The following is a 24,566-nucleotide window of genomic DNA, read 5'->3' on the forward strand; positions in this document are numbered from 1 at the left end:
AATGACTTTAGAAAGAAATATAGCAGCAAGTTTTCAGATGGATGAAGCGACTTGGGCGCGTCATGCTAACCCTTGGAGTGTTTGGACAAGGTTTACTGTTTTACCTTTGCTGATTTTGGCAATTTGGAGTCGGGTTTGGTTGGGTTGGTGGTGTTTGATTCCGGTGACAATTGTTATGGGTTGGATGTGGTTAAATCCCCGAATTTTTCCTAAACCAAATTCAACAAATAATTGGGCTTCTAAAGCGGTTTTGGGTGAGCGAGTTTGGTTAAATCGGGACAATATTCCAGTACCTAAACATCATCAACGAGTTCCTAATATTCTTAGCGTTGTTTCTACATCGGGAGTGATTTTTTTGATTTGGGGGTTGTCTGCTTTGAATGTTTGGCCTACTTTATTAGGGGTGATTTTGGTTTATTTAGGGAAATTGTGGTTTATCGATCGGATGGTTTGGCTTTATGAGGATATGAAAGATGTGGAAGCTGAGTATAGCCATTGGTTGTATTAGTTAAGAGAACGACTGAAGTCATTACTACGAACTTTTTTTAAATGTTGCCAATTAGGATGAATGGTGCCCAGTAATATGGGTGATTTAGGCGTTGGATTATGTTGCTGGGAGTAGCTGGTTGGATGATGATTTGTTGCTGTTTTGTTGCTGGTTGGTAGTTACCTGTTATTAGAGCAATTTGCGATCGTCTTAAAGCCTCTGCTTTACTAACATTTCCTGTCGTTAATTCCCGATAAAATGAGTCCATTAAAGCTTGAGTTCCGCCATCGGAAACCGCCCATAATGAGGAAATAGAAGCTAAAGCACCTGCTAATTGAATTTGATAACCAAAACCTAAAATTTCCTCTCCATTTCCTAATTTTCCCCCTAATCCTGTTTCACAAGCACTTAACACTACTAAATCTACATTAGAAAGTGACCAAGTTTCCACATCTCGTAGGGTGACAAATTCGCCATTTCCAAATAAGATAAATGAGTCTTCTGGCGAACCTGTTAAAAAGGCGGCGTGAGTGGCTAAATGGACGATGTTGTACTCATTTAAGCGAGGAATTATCGTCGCAGGACTAAAGTCATTATCTAATAATTTAGTAGTATTAGGAACGGTAGCTGCTAAATTTTTTACTTCCCTGGCAGCAAAGGGTAATCCGGCAAAAGTTAATTGTCTACTTCCCGCTTTGACTGTGTAATTTCCTTGGCTAAAAGCTGCTGCTAAAATGCGGGGGTTAGGTTTAGGTGTTGCATTAAAGTTACTTAAAGTTGCGGCGGTTATATTGTTAATTTGGAATCGCTGTACTAACCATTGTTTGCCATCAAAAAGGGCGGCTAAAGGAATATAACGTAATTGTCCATCTGGGGCGTAAATAATGGTTTTTGTTTCGGCTTGAATAAGTTGATTTTCTATTGGTTTGATTAACCAATCATAAAACTGTTTTGCTGATTTTGTAGCGTCTATTTCTGGGTTTTGCAATGTGCCACGAAACTCGACTATTGCTTGATTTATTTGTGTACGTTTGACAGGAATTGAACGACGGATTGGGGGAGAGTAAGCTGTAACTAAGATTAATTCTATGCGATCGTCTAAAATTAAAGGATAAAGAATTACTGTTGATTGTGGTAACTGTTGTAAGGAACGTTGCAAGCGATTTAAATTCGGTAAATCTAGGTTTTGATTTTTAGAGGCGCGACTCAGTTCTTGGGAGAGGTTAACTATTTCTGGGGAACGAATGAATTCGTTAAAATCGGCGCGAATTTGTTGTTGAGTTTTGTCCAATTCAGCGATTCTTTGTTGTTGTGCTGATGTTCTCTGATTATCTGGAATGTTGCGTAATTGTGCAAGTTCTTTACCCAGTTTTACTGCTTGGTTATACTTTTCTGTAATCTGCTGTTCTTGAGATAATAAATCAACTCCTTGGGCGGTTTTTTCATTTCCACGCACGTTTCGCAAATAATCATTTAATTCTTGGACTTTGAGTAAATCTAAAACCTGTTGTGCTTCCAGAATTCTATCTTGTTTAAGTAACAAGTCAGCTAAGTTGCGGTAGGTGTCGGTAATTGTATTAGTAAATGATTGTTGTTGTTCAGTTGATAATACTTTTAAATCTTGGCGAATTGCTTCAGTGATATTAACAGCTTGTTTGTAGAAAACAATTGCTAATGTGGGTTTATTTTGTTGTTCTAAGACATAACCAATATTACTTAAAGTAATACTTTCAGCATTTTTATCGCCTACTTCTTGAAGAATAGCTAATCCTTTTTGTAAGTTTTCTAAGGATTGCGAATATTGTTTTTGTTTAAATTTAACGCTGGCGATACTATTTAAAGTTCGTCCTTTTCCGGCTTTGTCGCCAATATTTTGACGGATGGATAATGATTGATTTAAAAAGTTTTCGGCTTGGGAATAGTCTCCTAAATTTGCGTAAATATTGCCGAGATTTTCTAAGGTGCTACCTTCTGCTGATTTGTCGCTAATTTTTTGAGAAATAGCTAAGGCTTGGCGATAATATTCTAATGCTTGATTATACTCTTTTTGTTGTTCGTAAATATTCCCGATCGCCTGCAAATTTCTCCCCTCTCCCGCTTTATCCCCAATTTCTCGCCTTACAGTTAAAGCTTGCTGCAAATACTTTAATGCTTTGGGATATTGTCCTAAATTAAAGTAAACTCCACCGAGATTATTTAAGGAATTTCCTAAACCTAATTTATCACCTATTTGTTGCCGAATTGTTAAGGCTTCCTGATAGGATTTCAAAGCTTGAGCGTACTTTCCCTGACTATATAAAATTCCACCAATATTATCTAAAGTATTGCCGATTCCGGGGCGATCGCCAATTTCTTGAGCAATTTGCAAAGATTGTTGATAAATTTCTAAAGCTTGCTCATACTTTCCCTGATTTTCATAAATAATTCCCATCCCATTTAAAGTGTTACCAACACTAGCTTTATCTCCGATTTCTCGCAAGACTGGCAAAGCTTGCTGATAAAATTCTAAAGCTCTTTCATAATCGCCTAACTGACGATAAATTAAAGCAATATTACTAGTAATTCTCCCGATACCTGCTCGATCTTTAAGCGTTCTGCGAATGGCTAAAGCTTGTTGATAGTAATTAATTGCTGATTGATATTCCCCTACACTAAAATATACGCCCCCAATGTTATTTAAAGTACGTCCTTCATCTCGTTTATCTCCAACTTGTTGCCGAATAATTAACGCTTGTTGATATAATTCTAAAGCTTGATTATAGTTACCTTGCGCCGCATAAACAGCAGCAATATTGTGCAATGCTTCCCCTGCAATTGCAGGTTTTTGAATTTGTTTAGCAATAGCTAAACTTTGTTGATGTAATTCTAAAGCTTTGGAATATTCGCCTAACAAGCGATAAACGAAACCCAGGTTATTGAGAGTTTCGCCAATTCCAGCTTTATCGTTGAGTTTTTGCCGAATTATTAAAGCTTGTTGTAATACGTCTAAAGCTCGATCGTATTCACTTAAACTTGTATAAACTTGACCTATATTATTAAGTGTTTTAGCAACACCTGCTTGATTATTTGAATTTTTTTGCAGTTGTAGAACCTGTTGGTAAGTTTGTAAAGCAGCGGAAAAATTACCTATTTGATATTGTTCAATACCTTGTTGAAATAATCGATTTACTTCGGTTTGTTGTTGGTTTACAGAAGTTTGCGCCTGAGCTAAATAATTTGTTGTTGAAGATAGCACAATCAAGAGAATCACAGTAAAAAAACTATGGGTAAAAGCTTTTTTTGTCTGCATTATACATCTTGCAAAATATAGAAAATCTCTACTATTCATCTGTGTTTATCTGTGTTCATCTGTGGATATCTGTGGTAAAAAAATAAGATTTCATAATTTACAAGAAGTTTAACGATCGATTCAACTCCCAGGCGATCGCCAAATTTTCATCAAATGAAACGATGAACCGTCGATATGTTCAGCAGTAATAATTGTTCTTCCATCGGGGCTAAGTGCGATCGGTGCATTAGCTTTTGGTAAATGAAATCTCCTTCCAGTTTGCAAATTCCACATATAAACACTCCGACTAGCAGCAAATCTACTACCACTGAAATAAATTTGTCCATTAGGATCAAAAGTTCGAGAAAAACAAACATGATCTCCACCGCTGGGAGGATCGGATAAAGTGCGAATAAATTCTCCGGTTTCTAAATTCCAAAGTCTCACTCTACCACCATACCATTCCGCAGCTAAAGTTTTACCATCTGGACTAACAGTAACACAGTTTAATATGCCCGTTGAACGATGCTCTTGTCCGGCAATTCTAAAATTATTTAGTACTTTTTCTGTGTTGAAATCCCACAGTTGCACTTCTGAGCGATTATAAAGTACGATTTGACCGTTAGGAGTGAAAGTAAAAGGTGCTTCTATTACTTTGATAAACTTGATTGGTTCTCCAGTTTGCAAATTCCATAAATGTATATATCTTTTAGTCTTCTCTTCGACTGTGCGACCAGCCAAAATTTGACCGTTAGGACTAATTTCCTGAGCAATTCCTGATAAAGTAGTTTTCAATTGACCTGTGCGGAGATGCCAAATTTTAATTGTTTTGCCATCTCCAGTTACTAAAGTTTGTCCATCAGGACTAATTAAAACATAAGTAACTGCATCTGGATGGGTACCAATAGTTTTTTGTACTTCTCCAGTTTGTAAGTTCCATAGTTGAATTTCCCCTTGACTATTGCCAGTGACAAAATTTTGTCCATCAGGAGTAATAGCTACTTCTACAATTCCTGCTTTATGCGTGGTTTTGATACTTTTAGACAAAGTAAAGTTGACCAAAGAGTAGGTCAAATTAATATTATGTTTAGATGCTATTTCCCAGAAACTATTAATAGGAATGCCTAAATTGAAGCCGGATTTCACATCAATTGTTTGCCCAGTATCGGGATTAATTATTGATTCTCCTTCTGCCCTACCGTGAATCGCAATTACGTGCCCTTCATCATCTAAAACTGGCCCGCCACTCATTCCCGATCGCGTAATATTTGTGTAAACTAAAGCATAGCCATCTTCTAAAGGTTTTAAGGGACGACCGGAAACTTTTCCTTGGGTAACTTGATAAATTCTTTCTGTTATTGCTCTTCCCGGATGGGGCCAACCAGAAGTATAAACTGTCGCCCCTTCTTTGATTCTATCGGAGTTACCTAACAGGGCAATGCGATATTTTCGATCGCTAGTAAATTGCAGCATTGCTAAGTCTACTCCGGGGAATTTTTTCACTGTGCGATAGTCTAATTTATGTTGTTTACCATCAGGTGTAATTATTTCATATTCATCTTGGGTGGCAACAACGTGCTTGGCAGTTAAGACGTAGTAAGTGTTATTTCTTTGGGAAATTATTACGCCAGAACCGGGATTTTGTCCGTTAATAATTACAGTGATATCTTTAGCAACAGCGGATACTATTTGTTCGGTTGATGTTTGCGGGGCGGTGCTTTGTGGCTGATTTATTACTATTGTTGCACCAACTATTGCTGCTGATAATCCATTAAAAAAGTTATGTTTCATCTTGTTTTATTCCCTGATTTAAACTCTTTTAAGGTTTAGTTATTTGCCAAATTTTTACTGTGCCATCTGCACTTCCGCTAATTAAAGTTTGCGCGTCTCCGCCAAAAGCGATCGATAACACTTCCACAGGAGATCCTTGGCGATTCTTCACATCTAAAGTATGTAATAATTGTCCAGTATGCAAGCTCCAAATTTTGATAGTACCATCATAACTGCCACTAGCAAGGATATGTCCAAAGGGATCGATCGCTAAAGAAGAAATTGTCCCTGAATGTCCTTTCAAAGTCCGCAATAATTCGCCAGTATTGCGATTCCAAATTTTAATAGTTGAATCATCTTCAGTACTATTTACTCCTCCGGTAACGTCTTTATTACTATAAGTTCCACTAGCAATAATTGCTCCGTAAGGACTAACAGCGACAGATTTAATAATGTTTAAATGTCCGGTGAGAGTACGCAGTAATTGACCTTTGCTTACATCCCAAATTTTAATAGTTCGATCGACACTACTGCTAACAAGAGTTTGACTGTCTGGAGTAAAAGCGATCGACCAAATTGGATAAGAATGTCCGGTTAAACTATGTAGTAATTTCCCAGAATGTAAGTTCCAAATTCTAATAACTCTATCTTCCACGCTACCACTAGCGATCGTTTGTCCATCTGGACTAATTGCCACTGACACAATTAAACCGGGAGTTTCTGTTAGCGTATGCAGCAATTTTCCAGTTTGAATATTCCAGATTTTAATCGTTGTGTCTCGACTGCCACTAGCAAGAGTTTGACCATCAGCACTAATAGCTAGAGAATGAACGCTGCGAGAATGTCCAATCAAAGTACGCAATTCTTTGCCAGTGTTTTTGTGCCATAATTTAATGCTGCCATCTGCTAAACCACTGGCGATCGTTTGACCATCGGAACTAATAGCAACGGATACAACTTTTTTAGTATCAGATAAAGTATTTACTAAAGTAAAATCATCTCCTAAATAAGGTATTTTAATTCCATTTTGAGCAGCAATTTTCAAGAATGAGTTAATCGGAATTGCTAAATTAAAGCCTGATTTCACATCAATTGTTTGTCCAGTATCAGGGTTGAAAATCGATTCTCCTTCGCCCCTTCCGTGAATCCCAATTACTCGACCTTGGGCATCTAAAACAGGGCCACCACTCATGCCGGAACGAGTAATATTAGTGTAAACTAATTCATAGCCATCTTCTAAACTTTCTAAGGGACGACCAGAAATATTACCCTTAGTTAATTGGTAAATTCTTTGAGTAATTGCCCGTCCGGGATGGGGCCAACCTGATGTAAAAACTGTTACGCCTTCTGTAATATTAGCAGAATTTCCTAATTGAGCAACCCGGTAATTGTTATTACTAGTAAACTGCACTAAAGCTAAATCAACACCAGGAATTTTTTGCACTTTGCTATAGTTTAAAGGGTGTTTAATAGCATCAGAAGTAACGATTTCATATTCATCTTGAGTAGCGACTACGTGCTTGGCAGTGAGAACATAATAAGTGTTATTTTGTTTGCCAATAATTACACCGGAACCGGGATTTTGTCCATTAATTACGACGGTGATTTCTCTTGCCATACTAGCGATCGCCTGTTCATCTACTGAACTTTGCGAAACTACCATTAATGGTTGTGAAATTATCACTACTGAGCCCATTAATGCTGCCGATAACTGATAATAAAGCTTCATTTGTTTTTCACCGTCAGTTGGGAGAAGGACTAGTATTAGGACTAGGTTGAGGTCGAGGATTTGGTCGATTATTAGGAATTAAACTAGGATATCCACCTCGGAGAAACCGATCTAAGCTAATGTAGAGTCGATCGCCTGTTTCATTAATTGGAGCACTTGAAACAACTCGAATCCGAAAAATTCTTTGTAAAGCATTTCTCGGATTTGTTTCGTTAGGATTTAAGGGAAACAATATACCGCGACAAGGTTCATTTTCTTTTGTGGCAAAACAAACTACTAACCGCCCATCTTTTCTTTCTGTGGTAATGTAATTAAAAGTGCCTTCATTGCGATAATTTTGAAAATTAGTAGAAGCTTCTTCGCAGCGTTGTCGTGGACTACTTCCTTGACCTGAGTTAGTAATATCCCAGATAATTAACGGTATTTCTTGTGTGCCAGTACGGGCAATAGTAGCAGGAGAACCATTAATAGTGCCACAGAAGAAAGTAACATTTTGTCCGAAACTTGGTTGAGGTGTGACGATCGCACTAACAAAAGCGATCGCTGTAGATAATTGTAACCAAGGGAAAATTTTCATAGTTAAAACAACAGTAAAATTGCTAGACTGAGACATTTTCAAAGGGGAAAGTTACTAAATTTAAGTAATCTGGATTAGCAATAAACTCCTTAGCTAATAAGTAACCTGCAATTGTCCAAGTTTGGTATTTTCTCGCTTCTTTACCAATTAATCTACCATCTTGACCGTCGTAATATTCGGGCCAATGATCTTTCAAGAGGCGGCGTTCCGCGATCGCGATCGCATGATGTGCTAATTCACCTCGATCCATTTTTTTCGCTGCCGCTGTTAACATCCAAAGTAAAACAGGCCAACTTCCACCATTATGATATGACCAAGGGCGATTTTTTGGATCGGCACCAGTAACAATTTTCCATTCTGTATCTTCCACTGCTGGATAGCACAATTTCATTGGCATATTACCGATTAAATCAGTCCAGCGCAATTCAATCAAATTCAGAATTCTCTGGGACTGTTCTTCATCAGTTAAAGAAACAATAATTGCCATTAAATTACCTAAAGCAAAGAAGCGACTATCCAATTGCGAAGGGCCTAAATTTCCCGCTAAATAACCTCCTGCTTCCGGCAACCATTTAGCTAATTTATAAAACGGAATGGAATCAGAATAAATATTAAACTGGTTGAGTGCTTGTTCGCCGTATTCTTCAACTTGATAGCGATAAATTACATTCAATCTATCAATATCCAACCAATAATTTTCCCGTAATTGCTTTAATAAAGGTGGCAACCGATAATGTACTGCCTGAATAATTGTTTGATTTTCTTGATGGGGGGTTAAAAGTTCCAAACTGGCGCGAAGTGCGGCATAAAATAACGATTGAATATCTAAAGGATGTCCGTATAATCCCATGCGGCGATCGATCATACTAGCTGCATCAGGAACTAACAACATCGGATACATATCAAATCGAGTTGCTAAACAAAGTTGCAAAATTAAACGAATTCCTTGTTGAAAATCCTCTCTTTTAACTAAAGAATAATCGTCAGTAGCGATCGCATAAGCACGTAACAAAATAATCCACCACAAACCAGCATCAGCGGGCGCAACTCGACCGATCGCGTGTTCACCAAAGTCAGCTTTTAAATATTCTTGTCCATGAACTAAAATAATCTTAAAACTAGCTGGCATCAACCCCCGACTAGGGGTAGCGGAATCTAACTGTGTTTTTTTCGGCTGTAATTTCAATGTTTCTTCTAAGAAATTACGCACAATATCACTTCTGCCTTTAATTAAAAAAATCAGTGCAGAAGAAACAAAGTCACGAATAAAACATTGATCGTAATTTAACGCTGCAATATCAGGATCGCAAGCAGCTATAGTACCGATCGGTCTTCCTTGGTAATAAATAATTGACTTTTCCAGTGCTATCCATGCTTGTTCTACTAAATTTTTGTCGCTCAACTCTAAGACCTCTCTAAATTACATAATTAGAATTATTATAAAAGTTTATGAAGTGCTGACAACCAAGTAGGGAACTAAAATGTCAATTCGCGAGTATCAGCCATCAGATGTCGAAATTTTAGCAGCAATTTATCGAGATGCGGTAATTGGCATCGGCTCAACAGCTTATAATGCCAAACAAATTGAAGTTTGGTCATCATTTCCCGAAGACTTAGAAGAATTTCACCATTTACTTAGTCAAGGTTTAACCATTGTGGCACTTGACAAAGGAGAATTGGTAGCTTTTGGACAATTAAACCCTCTCGATCGTGTTGCTTTTCTTTATACAGCTACTCGCGTTAGTAGAAAAGGTTACGCCACCAAGATTTACCAGCAATTAGAAGATTATGCTATTACTCAAAATGTGCCACGCTTACATACCGAAGCCAGTCACATCTCGAAACATTTCTTCTTAAAAATGGGCTTTTCGGTAGTTGAAAGGGAAATAGTCGATCGCAAAAATACTCAATTTGAACGATTCAAGATGCAAAAAATAATCCTATGATTTTCTTAATCACTTTAATTTTGTTAAATCTCAGTGATCTAGATCAACGGTACAGTCTTTCTGCTGTCACATTAAGATTGTGGTAAAGATCGAGACCGAAATTAGATTTAGTGAGACAATAGAAGAGTGAGGAATCTAAGTAAACCAAATTGTGGAAAGGGGGAGACAATGAGATTCTTTCATTTAGCGACATTAGGCTTAATCGCACCCCTGTTTTTGACTAACCCAGTGTTGGCTTTCAATCCGCTTCATGTCCAAAAGTTATTGTCAACTGGGGAATGTGCTAACTGTGATTTGTCAGGAGCAGATTTGAGTGGCGCACACTTAATTGGTGCTGATTTGAGAGAAGCTAATCTGAAAAATGCTAATCTCACAAATACCAATTTAGAAGGAGCAGATTTATCTGGTGCTAACTTAATGGGAGCTAATTTAACCGAAGCTTTCCTGACTAATGCAGATATGCGCCAAACTAATCTTGATGGCGTTAACTTTGCTAACGCTACTATTAATGACGCGAATGTTTATGGCGCTTCCATGAATGATTTGAACATCACTGATGCCACTATCTTTAACACAGCAATTGGCGTTGGTGGAGAAGATTTAGAAGAATATAAAGGTTGGCCCTAAAAAACCATAAAATCCCTAAGTTCGTTGTAACGACTTCAGTCATTCACTCTCGCAAGTAACTGACTGAAGTCGTTACAACGGACTTTGAAATTAGCGAGTTGCTAAAATCTTTTTAATTTGGGGAAGTACGGCTTCAATCTGTTCGGGTGAAGCAGTTGTCTGTTGGAAACTTTCTCGTTGTTGCAATCTTTGTAACCAGTTATTTAGTTTAGGGTAAATGTCGATCGCCATGCCAAACATCGGTAAAGATTGCAGCAAAGTTCCCGCTACAACTTCAGCTAAACTAAACATTTCTCCAGCAAAATAAGTGTTGTCTCCCAACAAATTTTCGTAAAACTGTAATATTGTATTAATTCGCTGTTTTGTGGCTGCAATTTTAGAGTATTCCACCTCTAAACCAACCATTTGTTTAGTAAGTGGCAAAGTAGCAGGTTGAAATTCATTAACAGCAACCATTTCTACCATGCGAACTTTTGCCATTGTTTGAGGTTCTTTTGGTATCAAAGATGGTGTTGGGTATTTCGCTTCTAAATAATCCAAAATCGCCAAAGATTCTACTACTGTAAAGCCATCATCAATAATTACAGGAACCCGTTGTAAAGGGTTAATCGCCGTAAATTCCGGTTGAAAATGATCGCCATCTAACTTCATTTGTACAGGCTCAAAAGTAATTTGTTTTTCCAACAAAGCTACCCAAACACGACGAGCATTTAAAGAAATCGGACTAAAGTAAAACTTCAACATTTAATTCACCTCAATAACTACAGATATTCTTCTCTGCGTTCTCTGCGCCTCTGCGGTTCAAAAAACTAAATTTTCCACTCACTTTTAAGAATGCCGTATTGTACTCTATCCTCAAAATTTCCCCATTTCAAAAGATGTTGACGCAGACAACCTTCATAACGCATTCCGATTTTTTGCATCACTCTACCAGAAGCAGGATTACTAGAAAAATGGGAAGAATGAATGCGATGTAATCCCAAAGATTCAAAGCCATATTTTACTATAGCTAAAGCTGCTTCAGTGCAATAACCATTTCCCCAAAAAGGCTGACCAATCCAATAACCTAATTCAGCACGATTATGCTCTCGATTTATTAGTAAACCAATTGCGCCACATAATATATTAGTCTCAGGAAATGTAATAGCAAAAACAACCTCTTTCCCTTCTACAAAAGCTTTTGAATGAGTTTTAATCCAATCTTCAGCCATTCCATCTTCATAAGGGTGAGGAATGGTTAAAGTGACAGCTGCGATCGCCCGATCGCTCGCTAACCTTTGCACTTCTGGCGCATCACTTAGCATAAACGGGCGCAAAATCAATCTTTCTGTGTGAATAGTTGGTTGTTGTTTCTCTTGATTTAAATTCATAGAAAAATACTACTTCCGTCGTAAATACTAAAGTTTCACAACCGGAAAGAGAAGATTCAACAGCATTAATTATTACTGTTCAAAGTGGGTTTAAATCGACAATAGTCAGAGAGAATTATCTATTTTCCGATCTTAAAAGTGACAATTATCACCTAACCAACTATGTACTTACCCACTACGATCGCTATTTTTAGCTTTTCATCTTCCCTATTTCTTCCCGACTTTTACCTAACCTTTAAACATCGCCAGATTAAAGTGAGAAAAATAATAAACGCATTATCCTTAATTAAATCTCTCTGAACCAATCATCAACTGTAAACTCCCAATTTGTCAATATCGAGTAAAGGAGGGTTAAATAATGATGACAACACAAACTTTTGATGCAACGAAAGCAGAAATATTTACCGATCGCATCCTTGGCGTTCTCAATGATGGCGCACTGGCGCTAATGATTTCTGTCGGTCATCGTACCAAATTGTTTGATACTTTAGCAGAATTACCACCTGCTACTAGCCAGGAAATTGCTGATACCGCAGGCTTAAATGAAAGGTATGTCCGAGAATGGTTAGGAGCAATGGTAACAGGACAGTTAATTGATTACGATCCGGCGGAAAAAACTTACTATTTACCTCCTGAACATTCAGCTTTTTTAACTAAGTCAGCAGGAGCAAATAATATGGCTCCGATCGCCCAATTTATTTCTGTTTTAGGAACAGTAGAAGACAAAATTGTAGATTGTTTTTCCCAAGGTGGTGGTGTACCTTATTCCGAATATAAACGCTTTCATGAAGTCATGGCGGAAGAAAGCGGACAAACGGTAGTAGCTGCTTTAGAAGAGTATATTTTGCCATTAATTCCGGGAATAAAAGAGGCTTTGGCTCATGGAATTAATGTGTTAGATGTTGGTTGTGGTAGGGGTCGAGCGATAACTAAATTGGCGGAGTTATTTCCTAATAGTAAATTTTGGGGATACGATATTTCGTCAGAAGCGATCGCCACTGCTACCGCTGAAGCTCAACAAAAAAGATTGAATAATGTTCGCTTTCAAATTAAAGATGCTGCTACTTTTAACGAAAGCGATCGCTATCATTTAATAACCACCTTTGACGCAATTCACGATCAAGCAAAACCTGATGTTGTTTTACAGAACATTCACAAAGCCTTACGTCCTGATGGCGTTTATTTAATGCAAGATATCCATGCCGCCACCGAAGTAAATGATAACTTAGATCATCCAATTGCCCCATTCCTTTACACTGTTTCCTGTATGCACTGCATGACAGTTTCTCTGGCAGATGGTGGCATGGGACTGGGTACAATGTGGGGGCAAGAAAAGGCATTACAAATGTTAGCTGATGCCGGATTCACTCATGTAGAAGTTAAACAACTAGAACACGATTTGCAAAACGATTACTACATTGTCAGAAAGGATTAAAACTGACTAAATTTCCATGTACAATCTCTAGGGTAATTGCTCATGTGCAAAATTTGTAACTTGGTGCTACGCCGTCAGAGTTTGGCTAAAAACAAACCGCGACTCTTAAATAGTAGCCAAGTTTTTTCCCTAACTGATCTGAAGAATTTATCCTCCCAAATCTCCCAGTTGAATCAGTCTGAAAGCAAAAGTAGCTTCTGAATTTTGGGAAAATTTGCGGTAAAGTGAAAGTAGAAACCTTAGCCAATTGCTGAATCTACTAACTTTGCCATAAATACCATGACCACATCTAAGCAAGAATTTGAAGTTACGAAAACCGAACAAGAATGGCGAGAAATCTTAACGCCCGAGCAATTTAATGTGTTGCGGAAACATGGTACAGAAAGAGCAGGCACCAGTCCCTTAGATAAAGTTTACGACAAAGGTACTTTTGTCTGTGCTGGTTGTGAGTTACCCCTGTTTACTGCTGATACTAAATTCAACAGTGGTACTGGTTGGCCTAGCTTTTTTGCGCCCATTGATGGTGCGATCGAAACAACTGTCGATCGCTCTTTTTTCATGACTAGAACTGAAGTTCATTGTCGCCGTTGCGGTGGGCATTTGGGTCACGTTTTTAATGATGGGCCAAAACCTACTGGTCAACGTTATTGTATGAATGGAGTAGCATTAAAGTTCATTCCTGAACAAACTTCTGACTAGAATAATTGAAAACAGTAGAGACGTTTCATGAAACGTCTCTACTTTATTTTTTGCCTAAATATACTCAACTACTTCTTCAGTAGGAAAACGCACTTTTGGCAGAGCAGCATATTTATCATCTGCTGCACGATAACCCAACGGACAAACTACAACTGCTGAATATCCTTGCTCGGTTAATCCTAATAATTCGTTGTATTTAATAGGATTAAAACCTTCCATTGGACAAGTATCAATTTCTAACATTGCCGCAGCAGTCATTAATTGACCCAAAGCAATATAAACTTGTCTAGCAGCCCATTCATCAAGTTTGACAGGAGGATTTTTCAGGAAATTTTTAACTACGTTGCTGAAGCCTTGCAAAGAATCTATAGGTACTTGACGCACTTCAGACATCTTTTCAATGTAATGGTCTACATCTGCGTCATTTATATCTTTTTTAATCGCTAAAACTACCAAATGGGAAGCTTCAACAACCTGTGTTTGTCCCCAAGAATGTTCGACTAATTTTTGGCGAAGTTCGGGATTATCTACTACAAAAAACTTCCAAGGTTGTAAACCAAACGAGGAAGGTGCGAGTACTAAACTTTGTTCCAGGGTTTTCCAAACTTCAGCAGAGATCTTTTTGTTTGGATCGAACTTTTTAGTAGCATACCGCCAATTTAATTGTTGGAGTACTTGATCGGGAGCAACTACAGTACTAATCATGTTGTTTAGTTTTGTAAAGTTACCTTGATTATAGTAGACAACTCCCCCAAAAATGCAAGATCTATCGAGTAGAATTTGCCCCTAATTGCAAAGCATAGAGATTAGCGTAAATTCCCTGTTTGGCTATGAGTTCTTGGTGAGTTCCTCGTTCAACAATTTCTCCTTGTTGAATTACTAATACTTGATCTGCTTTAGTTACTGTGCTCAGACGGTGAGCAATTACAAAGCTGGTACGTCCTTTTAATAGGCGTGCGATCGCATCTTGGACTAAAGCTTCGGTTCTAGTATCAATACTACTAGTAGCTTCATCTAAAATTAGAATTCGCGGATTAATTAATACCGCACGAGCAATACTAACTAACTGTCTTTGTCCCTGACTTAAAGGTGCGCCTCTTTCACCTAATTGAGTCATATATCCTTCGGATAATGAAGTGATAAATTCATGCACATTTGCTAATTGTGCAGCCGCTTCAATATCAGCTTGCGTCGCATTAGGACAACCAAAAGCGATATTTTCCGCCACAGTTCCACTAAACAAAATATTATCTTGTAAAACAATCCCCATTTGACGGCGTAAACTCGCCTGAGTCACACCTTTGACATCAATATTATCGATTTTAACCGCCCCATCAGAAACATCATAAAACCGCAAAATTAAGTTAATAATTGTCGTTTTCCCGGCTCCAGTTGGCCCAACTAAAGCGATCGTTTCTCCTGGTTGAGCTTGTAAATTTACTTGTTTAAGTACCAATTGATTTGGATTATAACCAAAAGAGACATTTTCAAATTTTACCTCACCTTTAATCTGGGGCATTTCTTGAGCATTAAGGGCATCTTGAAGTTCTGCTGGTTCATCTAATAAAAGGAAAATTCGCTCTAATCCGGCGATCGCAGATTGAGCTTGAGTGTAAAATTGACTGAGGATTTGAATTGGGCGAAAGAACTGCTGCACGTAGATTAAAAAAGCCGTAACAACTCCCACAGTAGCAGCGCCAGTCACCGCTAAATAACCGCCATAAGCTAATACTGCGCCAGTGGCTAAAGTGTTGAGAAAATCAATGGAAGGTAAAAAGGCGGAGGTAATTGCTACTGCTTGAATATTGGCATCACGATTAGCTGCATTTAACAGAGCAAACTCGCGAATATTTAAATCAATGCGATTGAAAGCTTGAGCTTCTCGGACACTGGTAATTCCTTCTTCCAATTTAGTAGAAAGTTCGCCAATTGTTTCTCTGGTAACGCGAAATTTCTTTCTCGCCCATTGGGAGAAAAATCCGGTAGTAAAAATCATTAAAGGCACAACAAAATTACTCAATAATGCCAGTTTCCAGTTAATCGCAAACATGGCAATAATAATGGCAAATAAGCTCAATAAGTTACCTAACATTTGAGCAACTGTTTGTCCAAATGCCTGATTAACTGTGTTCACATCATTAAGCAAACGGCTCATTAAATCGCCTGCTTCGCTGCGATCGAAAAAACTCACAGGCAAACTTTGAATTTTTAGAAAAATATCTTGTCGCAGTTGCGCGAGTAGCCCTTGCATAATCCAGCCAATTCGCATAATTTGTTCTCGAATTGCTGCAATACCCAAAATGTAAATTAGTACCAATATTCCCAACATTAAAAACAATCCGCGCACGTTTCCTTGGGCAATTAAATTGTCAATTGACCAACCAATTAAGAAAGGGCCAACGGATTGTGTGATCGCACCGATCGATACTAAAGTTATAGCAATGGGGATATCTTTCCGATAAGGTCGGAGGTACTGCAAAAAACGCTCTAATGTTTTCGATTGCTGAGTTACTTTTTGCTCCGCTCCAACAACTGAACTGTGACTTCTCATCCTAATTCCTCATAAGTTTTTTACATTTTGACCTACAGCATTTTCCCTATCTTCCAGGCTGTTAGGTAATCCTTGATACTTTAAACAGCCTGCAACATAATGCAAGAATGTTTCTCTATGGTATGCTTTCTTTGGCATAATTTATGTTTGAATTGTTTGCTTTACTTGGGATTCTAAAATTGCTCCATATAACGGGCTAGTTCTCATTAATTCTTCATGAGTTCCTTGGGCGACTAATCTTCCTTTATCCATTAACAAAATGCGATCGGCATTTTTCACCGTGCTAATTCTTTGAGCAATCACAAAAGCTGTACAGGTTTTTTGGCGCATTAAATAATCAAGTTCTTCTTGAATTTGCGCCGCAGTTTTTGCATCAACCGCCGAAGTGCTATCATCTAAAATCAGAATGCTGTAATCTGTTAGTAGGGTACGAGCGATCGCAATTCTCTGCTTTTGTCCACCCGACAAACCTACGCCTCGTTCGCCAACAATTGTTTCGTAACCATCAGGTAAACTCATAATAAAATCGTGAATTTGAGCAGTTTTTGCTACCTCAATTACCTGTTCCATTGTGGCATTATGTTTGGCATAAGTAATATTTTCTCGAATCGTACCAGAAAATAATGTGGTTTCTTGAAAAACAATGCCAATGTGCGATCGCAAACTTGCTAAAGTAAAATCTCTCACATCTCGCCCATCAATCCGAACCGCACCAGAAGTAACATCATAAAATCGAGGAATTAAGTTAATAATTGTGCTTTTCCCCGAACCAGTCATCCCTAAAATAGCGATTAATTCTTTAGGTTTGGTTTCAAAAGAAACACCTTTAAGGGCTTCTGTAGTCGCTCCTGGGTAGCGGAAACAAACATTTTCAAAGGTGATTCTCCCGCCACACATTTCAAATGGTACAGCATTGGAGCGATCGCGAATTTCAATTTTCGCATCTACTACTTCATAAACTCTTTGAGCAGAAGCAGCGGCTCCAGCGATCGCTGGAGCCGCAAAACCAATTAACAAAACAGGTTGTAAAATTAACAGTAAATAAGAATTAAACGCCACTAATTCGCCAAGAGAAAATTTATCTCTAATCACTGCGATACCGCCATAACCAATCACAATTACTGAGACGATATTACTCAACAAAAAGATGAATGGGAAAGTATTACGAATCGCGAGAATAGTCCTCATATTGGTTTTCAGCAAAGCATCATTTAGCCTTGTATAACGCTGAGTTTCCGCTGATTCCCGCACAAATGCCTTCACCACTCTTACACCAAATAAATTTTCTTGTAATACAGTGTTTAGATTTCCCAATTCTTGTTGTACTTGTCCAAACAGTTTGCTATTTTTTTGCAAAAATCGTGCCATCAAGAATGCTGACATTGGGACAACTGTTAAAGTAATTAATGCCAATTCCCAATTCATAATCAGCAAGATTGTAGCAATAGTAAATAGCGTTACTATTGCACTAATTACTTGCATTAAACTAGTACTTAAAAAAGTACGAATTTGTTCAATATCGCTAGTAACACGAGTTAATAACTGCGAAGTTTGTGCTTGATCGTGATAGCTGAAACTCAAGTTTTGAATTTTAGTAAAAATCTGATTTCGCAAATCGTAAACAACTCCTTGAGCGGTAGTTTCTGCCCAAAAACTTTGCCCAAAGTTAAATAAACCGCGTGCGATCGCTGCTACAACCATCCAGGCAGCACTGTAAAATACAACTTTCAGGTCATTGTCAGTAATACCTTCATCGATCGCCCAGCGAAAAAGTTGCGGAGTGATCGCATAAGCTGCTGTTAAAAGCAACGAACTAAGTACTGCTCCCAGTGCAGTCCAACGGTAGGCGCTGAGACTTCCTAGCACTCGCTGAAGTGGGAACACTGAGGAATTATCTTCAAATTCTGGTTGCTGCAATGTAACTCACCTTTGTAAACTGAAATATTCCTAGTTTAATTAGTAAATCAAACTTATGAACGCATCGAGACAAGAATCTAATTCTGGATTGGGATTAGCGATCGCCACTCTAATCACCATCTTCGCCACCATAATTGTTAACAGCTTATCAAACTTTTTCCCACCCGGAGGCAGAAATATTGGTGATATTGCTAACACAATTTTACAAGGTGTACTGATAATTCCCGCCAATTATGCCTTTGCAATTTGGGGATTAATTTACTTAGGATTAATTGCCTACAGCATTTATCAACTTCGCCCTTCTCAGCGAAGTAGATCCACAATTAAACAAGTTAATGCTTTGGTAATTCTTGCTAGTTTGGCGCAAATTCTTTGGGTATACTTATTTACCGTGCAGTTGTTTTGGCCTTCTGTACTGGCAATGTTAATTATTCTCTTGCCATTAATCAGAATCTATTTGCTATTAAGAAATAACCGATTGCAAGCATCGCGGGAAAGAAGATGGTTCGCCCAAATTCCCTTTAGTATTTATCTTGGTTGGATTTCCGTAGCAACAATTGTCAATGTAGCTGCGGCGCTTTACATTTCTGGTTGGGATGGAGGAGTTATTAATGATACTGGATGGACTGCAATTATGCTGATTATTGCTACAGTTATTGCTGCCATTGTTGCCATTCAAAGAGGAGATATTGCTTTTACATTAGTCTTTGTTTGGGCTGAGGTAGCAATTGCTTTGCGTAATTTCGCTAATCCTGTAATTTGGATTATTGCTATTTTAAGTGCGATCGCCTTAGTCGCAATATTAATCTTTAACCAATTTAGAAACACTAGGGAAATCAGCACCTAAATTATATTTCAAAACGGAGTGTTTACTTGAACAGATAAACTTTTTCCTAAATGGGGATGCTGAAAACAAATTTCTTTGGCGTGTAAATGTAAGCGATTCACATTAGCATTACAACCATAAAGTCGATCGCCTAAAATCACCATTCCTAACCCCTGTTCATCAGCAGCATGAACCCTAATTTGATGAGTACGTCCTGTCACCGGAAAAAACTCAACACGAGTGTAATTCATCTCCCTAGAAATTACCTGAAAATGAGTTACACTCGGTTTACCATATTGCCAATTAACAGTCTGCAACGGGCGATTTTCTGGATCTCCCCAAAGCGGTAACTCGATCGCACCTTTGTCAATTAACAAAACACCAGAAAGCACCGCTTCATAAACCTTCCGCACCTGTCTTTCTTGAAACTGTTGACTCAATAGGCGATAACTTTCCCGGTGACGTGCTAACAACAAAACTCCCGAAGTTCCTCGATCCAAACGATGCACAGCAGTCAACATCATTCCATCAGGTAACAGCTGACGCAACCGACTAACAACACTATCTTGATTATAGCTGTAACGTCCTGGTACAGAAAGTAATCCCGCAGGTTTATTTACCGCAATTAACCATTCATCTTCGTAAAGTATCTCAATTTTTTCCCTTGCTTCTTTAGGAGTCATTCCCGATAATAAAAAACCCATTAATGGCTGACATCTTTCAACGCAAGCCCCATAAAATTCTCCAGCGATTTTATCCCCATTCACTGAACTTTTACCCCACCAAAATTCCGCCATTGCCAAGGGTTTCAGATTATGATTCGCAGCATAATGTAGCAATTTAGGAGCGCAACAATCACCCGTTCCAGTAGGTAAACCTCTAGGCATTAATTGTTGCAAAGTAAGAGATTTCCCCGAAAAATTAGTTAAAGAGTAAACAGCGTGCATTTGGGTTTGTAAATGACGAGATAATTCTTGACGCTGCTTTTTTAATTCTCGAATTTGGGCATCTGCTTGAGCAATTAACTCTTTAATAGGTTGTAAAACAGCATCTTTTTGGCGTTTAAATTGCCGTTTTTCAATTCCTTCTAAACGACTTTGATTATTGAGTTCTTCTAAAGCTTGGTTAAGTGCTTCTCCGTTGAGAGTTTGGCAGAGAATTTGGCGTTTTTCTTGGCGTTTTTGTTTAGTTTGCTGGTGGCGATCGCTAATTTTCCCCAACTTTTCCTCAAACTCACCAAATAGCCTTTCATACTCTTGTCTTTCCGGGAGTTGCTTCAGCCTAATTAATTCCTTTTTAATTGCTTCTAATTGCTCTAAAGTGCGAGTTTCTTCTAATACTAATTCCTCTCTCCCCGGAATTGGCGGAACCCAACCTTCTACCACACTACAACCATTAAGCAGTCCCGAAAAAGCTTTGAAAACTTCTAATTCCCCATTAGGCAATTCTACAATTAATATGCCATACATTTTGCCCTCACGGGAAAAGCGATCGTCTGTCTTCATTTGCTGCATTAAACTTTTGGCGATCGCCTCCGCTAACGGCGTGCGAGGTAACTTCAATAAATCCCCAGTTTGGGGACAATATCCTTGATACCAATAACTAATAGGTGAGTCACTGACAGCAAAATTGCTATCTATAAAATCTGCTAAGAATGACATTGAGGCACTCCCCCGAATTGAATTCGGGCTGTGATTCACGATTCGTAATTTGTTACTGCCTATCCAACGACATTAATTTGTTAATGACGACAAATAATTTGTTATTCGACATCAGAAGGGCGAACGAGGGGACTCGAACCCCCGAGTGGTGGAACCACAATCCACTGCCTTAACCACTTGGCTACGCTCGCCTTGCCATTATTTATCATAGCACTCTTTTCCGATTCGGATCAAGTCCTTGACCAGAGACGAAAAAATTTTTTCAGTGGTAAGCTAACTCTGAGCACACGCGGACACAGTAAATTCATGAAAAGCTGCAAAATTCCCCAATCTCTGGGTACTGCCATTTTAACCGGATTACTGGTGTCCTTAGCCATCAGCAATCCCAGTGAGTCAGAGTACGAGGAGTATGCTAAAGAGCAACTCACCGACTACTTGCAAAAAAACGTCTGTCCCCAAGCACCGAAAATTTGGGGAAAGTCCTTGAAACGAGAATGCAAAAGATTAGTTAACTCTAATCAATCAGAAATTAAAGATTTCATTTCTCAAAGTACAGAAAGATATAACTTTATTCTGTTTAGTATTTACAAAACTGAGTTGTCAATTACTAAAGTTTCGCCTTTCTTCCCCTCTGACTTATTGCCTTCTTACCATTTTGGCACGTTAGCAGTTGGACACAGATTTTATATTTACCAAGCAGAACAGCAATAGTTAGTTATTCAACTTATTACACTGGGCAACTGATAACATGAAATAACCTCAGACCTCTGAAATATCGTAGCATTAGTAAATTTTCTTTTCATCAGTGTTTATAAACTGCATAATTTAATTATGTTAATTGTATAGTTAATTTATTTGTTGGTTGCTGCTACTATGTCTTACTGTCTCACCCCAGGATGTTTTAGTCCTGTCAACCCAGATAATGCCAAATTCTGCCTGAGTTGTGGTTCTCTGTTACTATTAAAAAATCGATATCGCCCGATGCAACTAATCGGACAAGGTGGTTTTGGTAAAACTTTTTTGGCAATAGATGAAGGAATGCCCGATCGAGATCGCTGTGTGGTAAAGCAACTTTATTTGCAAAGTAGAAATACTTTAGTTGTGAAGAAAGCGGTACAGTTATTTCGTCAAGAAGCAGAACGTTTAATAGAGTTAGGGAAACATCCGCAAATACCATCGTTATTAGCGCATTTTGAACAGCAAAAACAGCTTTATTTAGTCCAAGAGTTTATTCCCGGAAAAACTTTAGATAAGGAGTTGCAGGAACAGGGGTTATTTAATGAATCTCAAATTTGGGAGTTACTCAAAGATTTGGTTCCGGTGTTAAAGTTTATCCACGATCAACGAGTGATTCACCGAGATATTAAACCCGCAAATATTATCCGTCGTCAAACAGATGGAAAGTTAGTTTTAATTGATTTTGGGGTAGCTAAGCTAATTACTGATAGTGCTTTGTTTCGCACTGGAACTGCGGTGGGTACGGCGGAATATGTCGCGCCGGAACAAATGAAGGGTAAGGCTTTACCTGCTAGCGATCTTTATAGTTTAGGTGTGACTTGCATTCATTTATTAACTGGGATGTCTCCTTTTGATTTAACTGATATTGCTAATAATACTTGGGTTTGGCAAGATTTTTTACCGAAAGGTAGTTCGGTGAGCGATCGCCTCAGTAAAATCCTCGATAAATTAATTAAACCTGCGGTTAATCAGCGTTATCAAAGTGTCGGCGATGTCTTACAAGCTATGACTAGCCTACCACCAACTCCGCCGAAAATTCAACCTGTATCACCTGTAACAAACAACCTTTTTACTAATATTTTTCGCCGCTACACTGCCAAACCTCAAGGAGATAAGTTAATCTCGGAAGTCGGAGTTGATTACACCAAGTTACAGCATTTGTTAGCTGCTGGTAAATGGAAAGAAGCTAACCAAGAAACTTGGGTTGTTATGTGTTTAGCGGTCGGTAAATCAACTAATGCTTACCTACAACTTAGTGATATAGAGAAATTGCCTGAAGATGATTTACAAACTATCGATCGCCTGTGGGTAAAGTACAGCCAAGGACGCTTCGGTTTCAGTGTCCAAACATACATTTTTCACAGTGTTAATGATGATTATGGACGGTTTTGTGCGACGGTTGGTTGGCCCTCACACCACACCAATAATTCCTACTTAAAATTTAGCTTATCAGCCCCAGCGGGACATCTACCTTCACGCTGTTGGATTAGTGGATCTCAGTGGTGGCGACATGGGGCAGTTATGGCAGCGAAACTCAGCAAATCTTAAGTTTCTCCCCATAACAGAGTGTTAATCATTCTCATCTAACTAAAAAGTAAAATTTTTATTTTTTACTGTTGGTAAGTGTAGTCATTTCCTGACATAGATAGACATTGCCAAATCAGTTGATGATTCTTTCAGCCAATCTCTAGCTTAATCAACCCTTAATTATTGATAAAGATTTTCATCAATTGCTGAAACACTAGTTGACTCTTAAGCGGAAAATGATAAATTGTCAATAGCTGCAACCAGACTCCTTAAGTAACAGGAAAAGGGGAAAATATGACCCAAGCTGTAGGTTTGAAACAGGCCGTCGATCAGATCGCTGACAATCCAGTTTTGTTGGAAAAATCCGTTACTGCACCTGTATGTGAAGGATTAAATATTGCCTTAGCTAGCTTTCAAGCGTTGTATCTGCAATATCAGAAACATCACTTTGTAGTTGAAGGTAGTGAGTTCTATTCTCTGCATCAATTCTTTCAAGATAGCTATGGAGAAGTAGAAGGACATATTCATGAAATTGGTGAACGTTTGAATGGCTTAGGCGGTGTTCCTGTTGCTAGTTTCACCAAACTTGCGGAATTATGTTGTTTTACTCCCGAAACTGACGGTATTTATACTAGCCGTTCGATGGTAGAAAACGATTTGCAAGCTGAACAAGCTGTGATTAAAGTAATTAGAAGTCAAGCAGCACAAGCAGAGAGTTTAGGCGATCGCGCCACTCGTTATTTGTATGAAAAAATCCTGCTTGAGACAGAAGACAGAGCATTTCATTTAGCTCACTTCCTTGCCCATGATAGCCTGACTTTAGGTTTTATGGCTCCGGCTAATAACTAATGCCAAAAGGCAGAAACTATAAGAAAAGAATGCTTTTTTTGCAAAAATATTTGGGTGTCACAGACACCCTTTTTTCAGTTTGTTGTCAAGGCTTTAGCCATGATGGTGCGTTACGCTATCGCTAACGCACCACTCAGTTTTTCCAAATTACTAGGATTACACCACAGACAATTAAACCTAGACCGATCGCCCGACTAATGGGAATCGGTTCCTTAAAAATAAAATAGCCCATCAGTAAGGAAAAAACATATACTAAAGCTATAGATGGCCCAGCAACGCTAAGTTTTACCCTAGTAAGTACTAAAATATAAGCAATAGCGCCCAAAGCGTAACAAGTTAAGCCAATCAATAGTTCTGGAATAGTCATAATTCCCAAAACATGAGAGAAGAAGTTGCTGGCATCGACTCTCCCCAACTTTGATGCACCTGCTTTGAGGAAAAATTGTCCGGCAACACTGCTGATAATTGAAATAAGAAACAGTCCAAATTCTGGTAAAGTCATAATGATTTTTAATGGGAGATTTTTGCTTTTAGATTGACGGCTGATGACAATGAAAACGCACAGAGCAGAATGGTAGCATAAGCTTTG

The 24,566-nt window shown here is 38.4% G+C and carries 21 protein-coding genes and 1 tRNA gene; 9 read left to right on the plus strand and 13 right to left on the minus strand.

Annotated features, from left to right (window positions below):
- The first annotated feature begins 1 nt into the window (after nt 1).
- Nucleotides 2-508 (plus strand): DUF6653 family protein, encoded by a 507-nt coding sequence (locus ACE1B6_RS04925; RefSeq protein ID WP_413256128.1) that lies wholly within the window; start codon nt 2-4, stop codon nt 506-508.
- 37 nt (nt 509-545) lie between these two features.
- On the opposite strand, the gene ACE1B6_RS04930 is transcribed toward ACE1B6_RS04925, so the two are convergent.
- The 5 genes from ACE1B6_RS04930 to ACE1B6_RS04950 form a co-directional block, all read right to left on the minus strand.
- Entirely contained in the window at nt 546-3,776 is a 3,231-nt protein-coding gene (locus ACE1B6_RS04930) for a tetratricopeptide repeat protein (protein ID WP_413256129.1), read from the minus strand.
- Nucleotides 3,777-3,896: 120 nt separating this feature from the next.
- Nucleotides 3,897-5,546 (minus strand): trypsin-like peptidase domain-containing protein, encoded by a 1,650-nt coding sequence (locus ACE1B6_RS04935; RefSeq protein ID WP_413256130.1) that lies wholly within the window; start codon nt 5,544-5,546, stop codon nt 3,897-3,899.
- 28 nt (nt 5,547-5,574) lie between these two features.
- Nucleotides 5,575-7,254, minus strand: coding sequence for a WD40 domain-containing protein (locus tag ACE1B6_RS04940; protein WP_413256131.1), 1,680 nt, complete (start codon nt 7,252-7,254; stop codon nt 5,575-5,577).
- 13 nt (nt 7,255-7,267) lie between these two features.
- A complete protein-coding gene (locus ACE1B6_RS04945) occupies nt 7,268-7,831 on the minus strand; it encodes a COP23 domain-containing protein (RefSeq protein ID WP_413256132.1) in 564 nt (187 codons plus the stop codon).
- Nucleotides 7,832-7,853: 22 nt separating this feature from the next.
- Nucleotides 7,854-9,233, minus strand: coding sequence for a glycoside hydrolase 100 family protein (locus tag ACE1B6_RS04950; RefSeq protein ID WP_413256133.1), 1,380 nt, complete (start codon nt 9,231-9,233; stop codon nt 7,854-7,856).
- 79 nt (nt 9,234-9,312) lie between these two features.
- Here ACE1B6_RS04950 and ACE1B6_RS04955 point away from each other — a divergent pair, with 79 nt between their 5' ends.
- On the plus strand, nt 9,313-9,777 hold the full coding sequence (locus tag ACE1B6_RS04955; RefSeq protein ID WP_413256134.1) for a GNAT family N-acetyltransferase: 465 nt from the start codon (nt 9,313-9,315) through the stop codon (nt 9,775-9,777).
- 168 nt (nt 9,778-9,945) lie between these two features.
- A complete protein-coding gene (locus tag ACE1B6_RS04960; protein WP_413256135.1) occupies nt 9,946-10,404 on the plus strand; it encodes a pentapeptide repeat-containing protein in 459 nt (152 codons plus the stop codon).
- Nucleotides 10,405-10,494: 90 nt separating this feature from the next.
- Here the strand turns inward: ACE1B6_RS04960 and ACE1B6_RS04965 are convergent, their stop codons facing one another.
- Nucleotides 10,495-11,148 carry a glutathione S-transferase family protein gene (locus ACE1B6_RS04965; protein ID WP_413256136.1) on the minus strand — a complete coding sequence of 218 codons (654 nt, stop codon included), beginning with the start codon at nt 11,146-11,148 and terminating at the stop codon, nt 10,495-10,497.
- Nucleotides 11,149-11,213: 65 nt separating this feature from the next.
- Nucleotides 11,214-11,774, minus strand: a complete 561-nt coding sequence (locus ACE1B6_RS04970) for a GNAT family N-acetyltransferase (protein WP_413256137.1) — start codon at nt 11,772-11,774, stop codon at nt 11,214-11,216.
- 361 nt (nt 11,775-12,135) lie between these two features.
- On the opposite strand from ACE1B6_RS04970, the gene ACE1B6_RS04975 reads away from it, so the two are divergent.
- Together ACE1B6_RS04975 and msrB are read left to right on the plus strand one after the other, a co-directional pair.
- On the plus strand, nt 12,136-13,209 hold the full coding sequence (locus ACE1B6_RS04975) for a class I SAM-dependent methyltransferase (RefSeq protein WP_459562974.1): 1,074 nt from the start codon (nt 12,136-12,138) through the stop codon (nt 13,207-13,209).
- A 279-nt stretch (nt 13,210-13,488) separates the two neighbouring features.
- Nucleotides 13,489-13,908 carry a peptide-methionine (R)-S-oxide reductase MsrB gene (gene msrB, locus ACE1B6_RS04980; RefSeq protein WP_413256139.1) on the plus strand — a complete coding sequence of 140 codons (420 nt, stop codon included), beginning with the start codon at nt 13,489-13,491 and terminating at the stop codon, nt 13,906-13,908.
- A gap of 54 nt (nt 13,909-13,962) precedes the next feature.
- Here msrB and ACE1B6_RS04985 read toward each other — a convergent pair whose 3' ends face one another.
- The 3 genes from ACE1B6_RS04985 to ACE1B6_RS04995 all read right to left on the minus strand — a co-directional run bounded on the left by ACE1B6_RS04985 (nt 13,963) and on the right by ACE1B6_RS04995 (nt 18,376).
- Nucleotides 13,963-14,613 carry an NAD(P)H-dependent oxidoreductase gene (locus ACE1B6_RS04985; protein WP_413256140.1) on the minus strand — a complete coding sequence of 217 codons (651 nt, stop codon included), beginning with the start codon at nt 14,611-14,613 and terminating at the stop codon, nt 13,963-13,965.
- A gap of 61 nt (nt 14,614-14,674) precedes the next feature.
- Complete coding sequence (locus ACE1B6_RS04990) at nt 14,675-16,459, minus strand: ABC transporter ATP-binding protein (RefSeq protein WP_413256141.1); 1,785 nt, start codon at nt 16,457-16,459, stop codon at nt 14,675-14,677.
- 141 nt (nt 16,460-16,600) lie between these two features.
- Nucleotides 16,601-18,376, minus strand: a complete 1,776-nt coding sequence (locus tag ACE1B6_RS04995; protein WP_413256142.1) for an ABC transporter ATP-binding protein — start codon at nt 18,374-18,376, stop codon at nt 16,601-16,603.
- 55 nt (nt 18,377-18,431) lie between these two features.
- Between ACE1B6_RS04995 and ACE1B6_RS05000 the strand changes: the two genes are divergently transcribed.
- Nucleotides 18,432-19,223: a tryptophan-rich sensory protein gene (locus ACE1B6_RS05000; RefSeq protein ID WP_413256143.1), complete on the plus strand. Its 792-nt coding sequence runs from the start codon at nt 18,432-18,434 to the stop codon at nt 19,221-19,223.
- An 8-nt stretch (nt 19,224-19,231) separates the two neighbouring features.
- Here ACE1B6_RS05000 and ACE1B6_RS05005 read toward each other — a convergent pair whose 3' ends face one another.
- The gene (locus ACE1B6_RS05005; protein WP_413256144.1) at nt 19,232-20,863 is read right to left on the minus strand and encodes an RluA family pseudouridine synthase; all 1,632 of its coding nucleotides are present in this window, start codon (nt 20,861-20,863) and stop codon (nt 19,232-19,234) included.
- A gap of 118 nt (nt 20,864-20,981) precedes the next feature.
- A tRNA-His gene (locus ACE1B6_RS05010) sits at nt 20,982-21,054 on the minus strand.
- Nucleotides 21,055-21,169: 115 nt separating this feature from the next.
- On the opposite strand from ACE1B6_RS05010, the gene ACE1B6_RS05015 reads away from it, so the two are divergent.
- The 3 genes from ACE1B6_RS05015 (at nt 21,170) to dpsA (ending at nt 23,977) form a co-directional block, all read left to right on the plus strand.
- Nucleotides 21,170-21,574: a DUF4359 domain-containing protein gene (locus ACE1B6_RS05015; protein WP_413256145.1), complete on the plus strand. Its 405-nt coding sequence runs from the start codon at nt 21,170-21,172 to the stop codon at nt 21,572-21,574.
- 162 nt (nt 21,575-21,736) lie between these two features.
- Nucleotides 21,737-23,149, plus strand: coding sequence for a protein kinase domain-containing protein (locus tag ACE1B6_RS05020; RefSeq protein WP_413256146.1), 1,413 nt, complete (start codon nt 21,737-21,739; stop codon nt 23,147-23,149).
- Between the two features lie 273 nt (nt 23,150-23,422).
- Nucleotides 23,423-23,977 carry a DNA starvation/stress protection protein DpsA gene (gene dpsA, locus ACE1B6_RS05025; RefSeq protein WP_413256147.1) on the plus strand — a complete coding sequence of 185 codons (555 nt, stop codon included), beginning with the start codon at nt 23,423-23,425 and terminating at the stop codon, nt 23,975-23,977.
- Between the two features lie 133 nt (nt 23,978-24,110).
- Here the strand turns inward: dpsA and ACE1B6_RS05030 are convergent, their stop codons facing one another.
- A complete protein-coding gene (locus tag ACE1B6_RS05030; protein WP_413256148.1) occupies nt 24,111-24,479 on the minus strand; it encodes an EamA family transporter in 369 nt (122 codons plus the stop codon).
- Between the last annotated feature and the right edge of the window lie 87 nt (nt 24,480-24,566).

The organism is Floridaenema fluviatile BLCC-F154 (genome assembly GCF_041929135.1).
Classification (GTDB): domain Bacteria; phylum Cyanobacteriota; class Cyanobacteriia; order Cyanobacteriales; family Aerosakkonemataceae; genus Floridanema; species Floridanema fluviatile.